Below are 6,512 nucleotides of genomic sequence, written 5' to 3' on the forward strand. Positions count from 1 at the left end.
ATCTACTCCAAATTGGCGTGAGCGGGATCGCACAGGCGATCGAGGCAGATCCGCAAGGATTGCGATGAGTGAGGCAGGCGCAGCCCGAAGACAGAGTTCAATCTGTCGCAGTTCAGACGGGAATTCGCCGGCCTAACAGCGGCCGTCGGATAGTCCTTCGTCGAGATCGCCTCAACACGGGCTGGACAATCTCGTCTCGTTGCGAGGTCGAGGACGATGCGTCTGGCGAACTCGAACCAGCTCATTTCGTCAGGACCCGCCAGATGCGTGACGCCGCCATGACCAGACTGCCAGCCCGAACCCGCGATCTGCCGAGCGACGGCAATGATGGCATCGGCGATGTCGGGCGCGTAAGTGGGGCAGCCGATCTGGTCGTTGACGATACCCAATCGATCCCGTTGCCGGGCGAGCCGCATGACCGTCTTTACGAAATTGTTGCCATAGGGCGCGTAGACCCATGAAGTTCGCAAGATCAGGTAACGATCGGCGGCAGACGCCACCGCGACTTCGCCGGCGAGCTTCGATCGACCATATACGCTCTGCGGCGAAGTCGCGTCGGTTTCGACGTAAGGAGCCGGATTCTTGCCGTCGAAAACGTAATCCGTCGACAGATGGATGAGGGGAACATCCAATCGACTTGCTGCTGATGCGACCGCACCAGCTGCCTTGGAATTGATCGAGTAGGCCAGATCCGGTTCCGTCTCCGCACGATCGACAGCGGTATAGGCGGCAGGATTTACAACGATGTCTGGCGAGAACTCCGCCAAAGCCCTTTCAATCTGTTCGATGCGCAACAGGTCGAGGTCGGAGCGCGTGGAGCATCTGATCGTGATGTCGGGGTTCGCTGCGGCAGCCTCCCGCAATGATCGAGCGACCTGCCCTTCGCTCCCAATAACATATAGACGCATCGTTCTGCTCAATGTCGACCAAGACCTAGTCGCTCGCCACGGTATACGTTTTCGCGCAGCGGCCTCCACCACGCGGGATGCTCGAGATACCATCTGACCGTCTTTTTGATGCCGCTTTCCAGAGTCTCCTCAGCGCGCCAACCCAGAGCCGTTTCGAGCTTTGTTGCGTCGATGGCGTAGCGCAAATCGTGACCCGGACGATCCTCGGTATAGGTGATCAAGCCGTCGTGCGAATGTGCGGGCCCACGCAGTTCGTCAAGGCATGCGCAGATTTGTCTTACCACCTCGATGTTGGAGCGTTCGTTGCGACCACCGACATTATAGGTCTCGCCTGGAACTCCTTTCTCGAGGATCAAGCCCAGCGCGCGCGCATGATCCTCGACAAACAGCCAATCCCGGACATTTAGACCATTTCCATACACCGGCAACGGCTCCCCATGCAGAGCGTTGAGGACCATCAACGGAATGAGCTTTTCAGGAAATTGATAGGGCCCATAATTGTTTGAGCAATTGGATACAATGACGGGCACGTCGTAGGTTCTGTGCCAGGCCTTTGCAAGATGATCGGACGCGGCCTTGGTCGCTGAATAGGGGGAACTCGGATCATATCGCGTAAGTTCGGTGAAAAGTCCGGTCTCTCCCAACGAGCCGTAGACTTCATCGGTCGAAACGTGAATGAACCGGAATCGATCGGCGAGCAGGGGATTATGGTCGAGATGGCGGCGCGTGGCCTCCAGCAGGGTGAAGGTGCCTACAACGTTTGTTTGGATAAATGCATTTGCGCTGGTGATCGACCTGTCGACGTGGCTTTCTGCTGCAAGATGAACGACTGCAGTCGGTCTATGCTTGATGAAAATCTTCTGCAGGGCATCGGCATCGCAGATGTCGGCCCTCTCGAACGCATAGTTGGGATGCTCGGCAACCAGCGCAAGCGAGGCCAAATTGCCGGCATAGGTCAATTTGTCGACGACAACGACCTTGAGGCCAAGGTCAAAAACAAAATGCCGACAGACCGACGAGCCGATAAATCCTGCTCCGCCCGTGACAAGAATGTGCATGTTCAGTCGTTCCCCAGCGCATTCTCGAAGGAAGAGAAAACGGAGAAGGGAGAGACAACGGAACTGAGTCGAGGATTCCGCTGATCCTTTTCAGACAAAATGGGCTCACCTGCTAATCGCCAATCGATTGCAAGGTCCGGATCGTCCCAGGCGATCCCTCGCTCGAGATCCGGGGCCCAATAGTCGGTCACCTTATAAATAACCTCGACCGGTGCTTCCAAGGTCACATAGCCGTGAGCGAAACCTGGGGGTACCCACAATTGCTTCCAGTTCGCCGCTGACAACTCGATCGCTACATGACGTCCGTAGGTCGGTGATCCTCGCCGGATGTCCACGGTCACATCCAGGATCGATCCTCCGACGCAACGAACGAGCTTGCCCTGGGCTTTGGGAGGCAGTTGAAAATGAAGTCCGCGCAGCACCCCGCGTTCGGCGGAGAAGACATGGTTCTCCTGGACCAGATCGTCCATCACGCCGTGTGCCCTCAGATCATCCTTGCGGAAGGTCTCCGAAAAAAAACCCCGATGGTCACCACGCCTTGAGGGGACGATGAGAACAAGACCATCGATTTCGAAATGCTGAAAATCCATTTCACACCAAGCTCATTAGGTGCCAGCACCAGGAAGCTTCCGTCCGATCGCGCGACAATAGCGGGAAGCCGCATCTTTGCAAGGCGCGTCCAGTCGCGAGTGACCCGGCGCGCTTAAGGCCGAGCCCGCGCGCGGCATCTCGTTAGCACCGACAGCAGCACCACCAAACTGATGCCTGATCTGCTCATGAAAAAGAAAATTTGATTTTCGTCAGCTCGATAGGCTGCGGCTTCGCGACGCAGCTACGAGAACTCGCAGCAATGCTGTTCCAAATCTGATTGTCGTGTAATTTTCATTTGCAACCTCTGAATGCGTCGAGGTACTATCAACTTCAGGGCATCGTCCGTGAGCTCGGCGGAATCCTTAGCTTCGGATTCGTCTGATGGTGGGGATGTGAAGCTTGGAGAGTCGTTATGCAGCCTATCCTCGTTCATAAACCCATTATGAATGCTGTGGTGGCAGCTCAGGAAGGCACGAATTCAAGTAAGTAACCAACGGTCAATAGTCACGATGATCTTCACCGCCAACGCAATGGTCCGACGGCAACATCACCAACAGGGACCAGAAGTGTCGCCGTATCCCCCAAATCGGTTATGGATCAGCTCGAAGAAAGGCGCGGCTGTCGTAGGCAAGGGGGTGCGACATGAGGGTATTTGAACAATTCGTTCAAAATCTGACGACATGCGACAACGCGGATGAAATCGAGCGTCTATTGCGACAGACCTTGGATCAGTACGGCTTTCCATGTTTCGCTTATCTAAGCTTCACGCCGCGAGGTGACGAAGACGATACACTGGCAATGACGACGTATCCGAGTTCCTGGGTGGAGCGGTACTGTGCAAATCGGTACGACAGGATCGATCCGGTGATCGCCCGCTCGGTTACAACGACGCTTCCCTTCGCTTGGTCGGCTGATCGATTTGATGCAGGGCTGACCAACAGGCAGAAGGGGCTTCTAAAAGAGGCCAGCGAGTTCAACATTCGACGTGGTGTCACGATTCCGATCCATGATCGCCAGGGTAAAGTTGCCACACTCACGCTCTCGGCTGGCAATTCCCGTCCGGCGTTCGAATCCCAAGTCGAGAAATACCGCCATCAGCTGCATCTCATTGCGATCTACCTGTATGCGCAATTGCGTGACGTAACGCCATCGCCCACGTCATCGCCTCGCCCATACCTGACACAGCGCGAGAGGGTCTGCCTGCAATGGGCAGCTCGCGGAAAGAGCGCTTTGGACACAGCGGAAATCATAAACGTCAGCCGACGAACGGTTGTCTTTCACACCCAGAATGCCAAGCGCAAGCTCGGAGTTGCGACCGTGCAACAGGCGGTCGCCAAGGGACTGGCGTACGACATCATCAGCATGTAGCCGTTCGTCGAGCGGTCCGAAGTGCCGCGACCTTGGAGTGGCCGCGCCTGGGCTTGCAGATGCGCGTCTTGATAGCGTCGCTCTCCGTAGCGTCGCTCTTCGAGGTCACTTGGTGTCGCATCCGTCTATCGTGTCGGCACCACCCGTTGTGGCCGCGTCGGTGCATAGCGCAGCATGTTCGCGAGCTACCGACGCCGACTCTAGGGCAGTCTCCAAACACGGGATACCTGCAAAGGTAGACAGCTCGAGCTGATGTTGGCGCCGGGTCATACTCCAGCCTGACGGACGGCACGAGGACGCCAATGATACGAATTGTCACGAAGGACAATGCAGAACGCCACATCAGCGGTAGCGGTTTGTATCAAATGCATCGTCTTCGGAAGGCGGTCTTCAAGGACCGGCTCGGTTGGGACGTCATCGTAAGCGGCGAACTTGAGGTTGACGAATACGACGCCTTGCGGCCTCGCTATCTGCTCTCGATGGACAGACACGGCATCCTGAACGGTTGCGTCCGCCTCCTGCCGACGACCGGTCCGAATATGCTTCGCGATATCTTTGCGTCCCTTGTGACCAAGGCAGCCGTGCCTCGCGGAGAACGCGTGTGGGAAGCCAGCCGATTTGCAGTGAGCGGGAACACCGGCGGCACTCAATCGGGCATATCACAAGCGACCTACGATCTGCTGATCGGAGTTCTGAAATTCAGTTTGTCGAACGGCATAAACACGATCGCTTGTGTCGTCGACGTGCGTATGGAGCGAGTCCTGCGGCGGGCCGGCTGGCGACTCGAGCGCCTCGGCCCCGCGCGCCGAGTCGGCAACACCATCGCCATGGCCGGACAGCTTGACGTGTCTACACAAATCCTTCGACAGCTTGAAGCGCGTGTGGGCCTCGCGCACGCAGCCGCGGCCTGATCGTGGGCGCACGACTGAAGTCATCCCCTAGTCGAGATCGGAGCACGAGACGTGAGTAACCCTTTCGATGATCAGGGCGGCACCTTCGTCGTCCTGCTCAATGACCAAGGTCAACATTCGCTCTGGCCCGCAGCTGCGGAGATTCCGGCCGGCTGGTCCGTGGTCTACGCACAGAACAGCCGCCGGGCCTGCATCGACTACATCGACACAAACTGGACGGACATGCTTCCGAGAGCCCGCGCTGATAGCCATTCGGCATAGCCGCAGACTCGATCATCCGTCTAAGGCATAATACATGGTTGGGGAAGCCGTGAACGCGATCAACGAACCTTCACAGGTATTGCCACTCTCCGCGGCTCAGACGGGCATGTGGTTTGCGCAGAAGTTCAGTTCGCCGGACTCGATATTCAATCTTGCGGAGTCCATAGAGATACACGGTCCGATTGATCCGCCGCTGTTCGAGGCGGCCTTGCGGCAAGCCGGGATGGAAGCGGAAACCGTGCGAGTGCGGTTCATCGAGCGAAGTGATGGAATTCGCCAGATGATTCCCCGCAGATTGGATACGACCTTTCCATTCATCGACGTTAGCTCCGAACCTGACCCGCGGGCGGCAGCAGAAAGCTGGATGATGGCAGAGTTGACCCAACCGGTCGATCTGCTGACAGGGCCGCTTTGGACCTGCGCATTGTTCAAGGCCGCGGCGGATCACTATTTCTGGTATCATCGCAGCCATCACATCGTCATGGACGGTTTCACCGGCGGGCTCTTCGCCCGGCGCGTCGCCGAGATCTACACGGCTCTCACCGAGGGACGCGCTCCCGAACAAGGTACTTTCGGTCCTTTGGCGCTTCTCCTCGAAGAAGAGACCGCGTATCGGAGCTCCGAACGATTTGCACGCGACCGCGAGTATTGGCTGAAGCACTTCGCCGATCGCCCGGTTGCGTTTAGTCTTGCCGATCAGCGAAGGCAAAATGTCGGTGGCCTTCTCCGCCAGACGACCCATCTCGGTGCTGGAAGCGTGAAGGCGATGCGCGCAACGGCGCAGGCCAGCGGCGCAAGTCTCCCACAGATCATGATCGCCGCGATCGCAGCCTATCTCTATCGCGTGACAGGTATTGACGATTTGGTCGTTGGCCTGCCGGTTGCCGCCCGGCCCAAGGGACGGCTGCGGCGTGTTCCCGGCATGGTTGCCAACGCCGTGCCGCTACGTTTGGCGATGAGTCCGAGCATGAGCGCGACGGCACTCATTCGCGATGTGGGAAGGCAGGTCCGCGAAGCGATTCGACACCAGTCCTACAGATACGAGGACCTCAGGCGGGACCTTAGCCTGCTTTCCACCAACGGGCACCTTTTTACCACTGTCATCAATATCGAGCCATTCGACTACGACCTCCGGTTCGGCGGCCATTCCGCAACGACTCACAACCTCTCCAATGGCTCGGCCGACGACCTCGCAATTTTCGTCTACGACCGTGGAGATGGAAAAGGGCTTCGAATTGATTTCGACGCCAATCCCGCCCTTTACACCTCGAACGATCTCGCCTTTCACCAGCAACGTCTCGTGAGGCTGGTCGAGGCAATCGCACACGATCCCAGTCGGCCGATTGGCGCAATCGACATTCTCGACGCGGCGGAGCGGCGTCGGGTGCTGGCGGAGTGGAATGACACGGTGCGCG

The 6,512-nt window shown here is 57.7% G+C and carries 7 protein-coding genes; 4 read left to right on the forward strand and 3 right to left on the reverse strand.

The features are described 5' to 3' along the window. Positions 1 to 2: 2 nt before the first annotated feature. From rfbD to rfbC, 3 genes are read right to left on the reverse strand one after another with little or no spacing between them, the layout of a single operon-like run. A complete protein-coding gene (rfbD, locus tag QX124_RS21760) occupies positions 3 to 908 on the reverse strand; it encodes a dTDP-4-dehydrorhamnose reductase (RefSeq protein ID WP_315798234.1) in 906 nt (301 codons plus the stop codon). 8 nt (positions 909 to 916) lie between these two features. Continuing rightward, a complete protein-coding gene (gene rfbB, locus QX124_RS21765; RefSeq protein ID WP_315733687.1) occupies positions 917 to 1,966 on the reverse strand; it encodes a dTDP-glucose 4,6-dehydratase in 1,050 nt (349 codons plus the stop codon). Between the two features lie 2 nt (positions 1,967 to 1,968). Continuing rightward, complete coding sequence (gene rfbC / locus QX124_RS21770) at positions 1,969 to 2,556, reverse strand: dTDP-4-dehydrorhamnose 3,5-epimerase (protein WP_315733685.1); 588 nt, start codon at positions 2,554 to 2,556, stop codon at positions 1,969 to 1,971. Between the two features lie 643 nt (positions 2,557 to 3,199). Between rfbC and QX124_RS21775 the strand changes: the two genes are divergently transcribed. The 4 genes from QX124_RS21775 to QX124_RS21790 all read left to right on the forward strand — a co-directional run. Then, complete coding sequence (locus QX124_RS21775; protein WP_315733682.1) at positions 3,200 to 3,925, forward strand: LuxR family transcriptional regulator; 726 nt, start codon at positions 3,200 to 3,202, stop codon at positions 3,923 to 3,925. Between the two features lie 302 nt (positions 3,926 to 4,227). Further along, on the forward strand, positions 4,228 to 4,836 hold the full coding sequence (locus QX124_RS21780; RefSeq protein ID WP_315733680.1) for an acyl-homoserine-lactone synthase: 609 nt from the start codon (positions 4,228 to 4,230) through the stop codon (positions 4,834 to 4,836). Positions 4,837 to 4,887: 51 nt separating this feature from the next. Continuing rightward, positions 4,888 to 5,097, forward strand: a complete 210-nt coding sequence (locus QX124_RS21785; protein ID WP_315733678.1) for an MbtH family protein — start codon at positions 4,888 to 4,890, stop codon at positions 5,095 to 5,097. Positions 5,098 to 5,146: 49 nt separating this feature from the next. Further along, a partial coding sequence (locus QX124_RS21790) for a condensation domain-containing protein (RefSeq protein WP_315733676.1) occupies positions 5,147 to 6,512 on the forward strand: 1,366 nt, incomplete at its 3' end.

It is taken from the genome of Bradyrhizobium sp. SZCCHNRI3043 (genome assembly GCF_032377735.1).
Classification (GTDB): Bacteria; Pseudomonadota; Alphaproteobacteria; order Rhizobiales; family Xanthobacteraceae; genus Bradyrhizobium.

Bases quoted from the DNA above. Each gene is read 5' to 3' on its own strand.
- rfbD (WP_315798234.1), bottom strand. From the start codon at position 908: ATGCGTCTATATGTTATTGGGAGCGAAGGGCAGGTCGCTCGATCATTG.
- rfbB (WP_315733687.1), bottom strand. From the start codon at position 1,966: ATGCACATTCTTGTCACGGGCGGAGCAGGATTTATCGGCTCGTCGGTC.
- rfbC (WP_315733685.1), bottom strand. From the start codon at position 2,556: ATGGATTTTCAGCATTTCGAAATCGATGGTCTTGTTCTCATCGTCCCC.
- QX124_RS21775 (WP_315733682.1), top strand. From the start codon at position 3,200: ATGAGGGTATTTGAACAATTCGTTCAAAATCTGACGACATGCGACAAC.
- QX124_RS21780 (WP_315733680.1), top strand. From the start codon at position 4,228: ATGATACGAATTGTCACGAAGGACAATGCAGAACGCCACATCAGCGGT.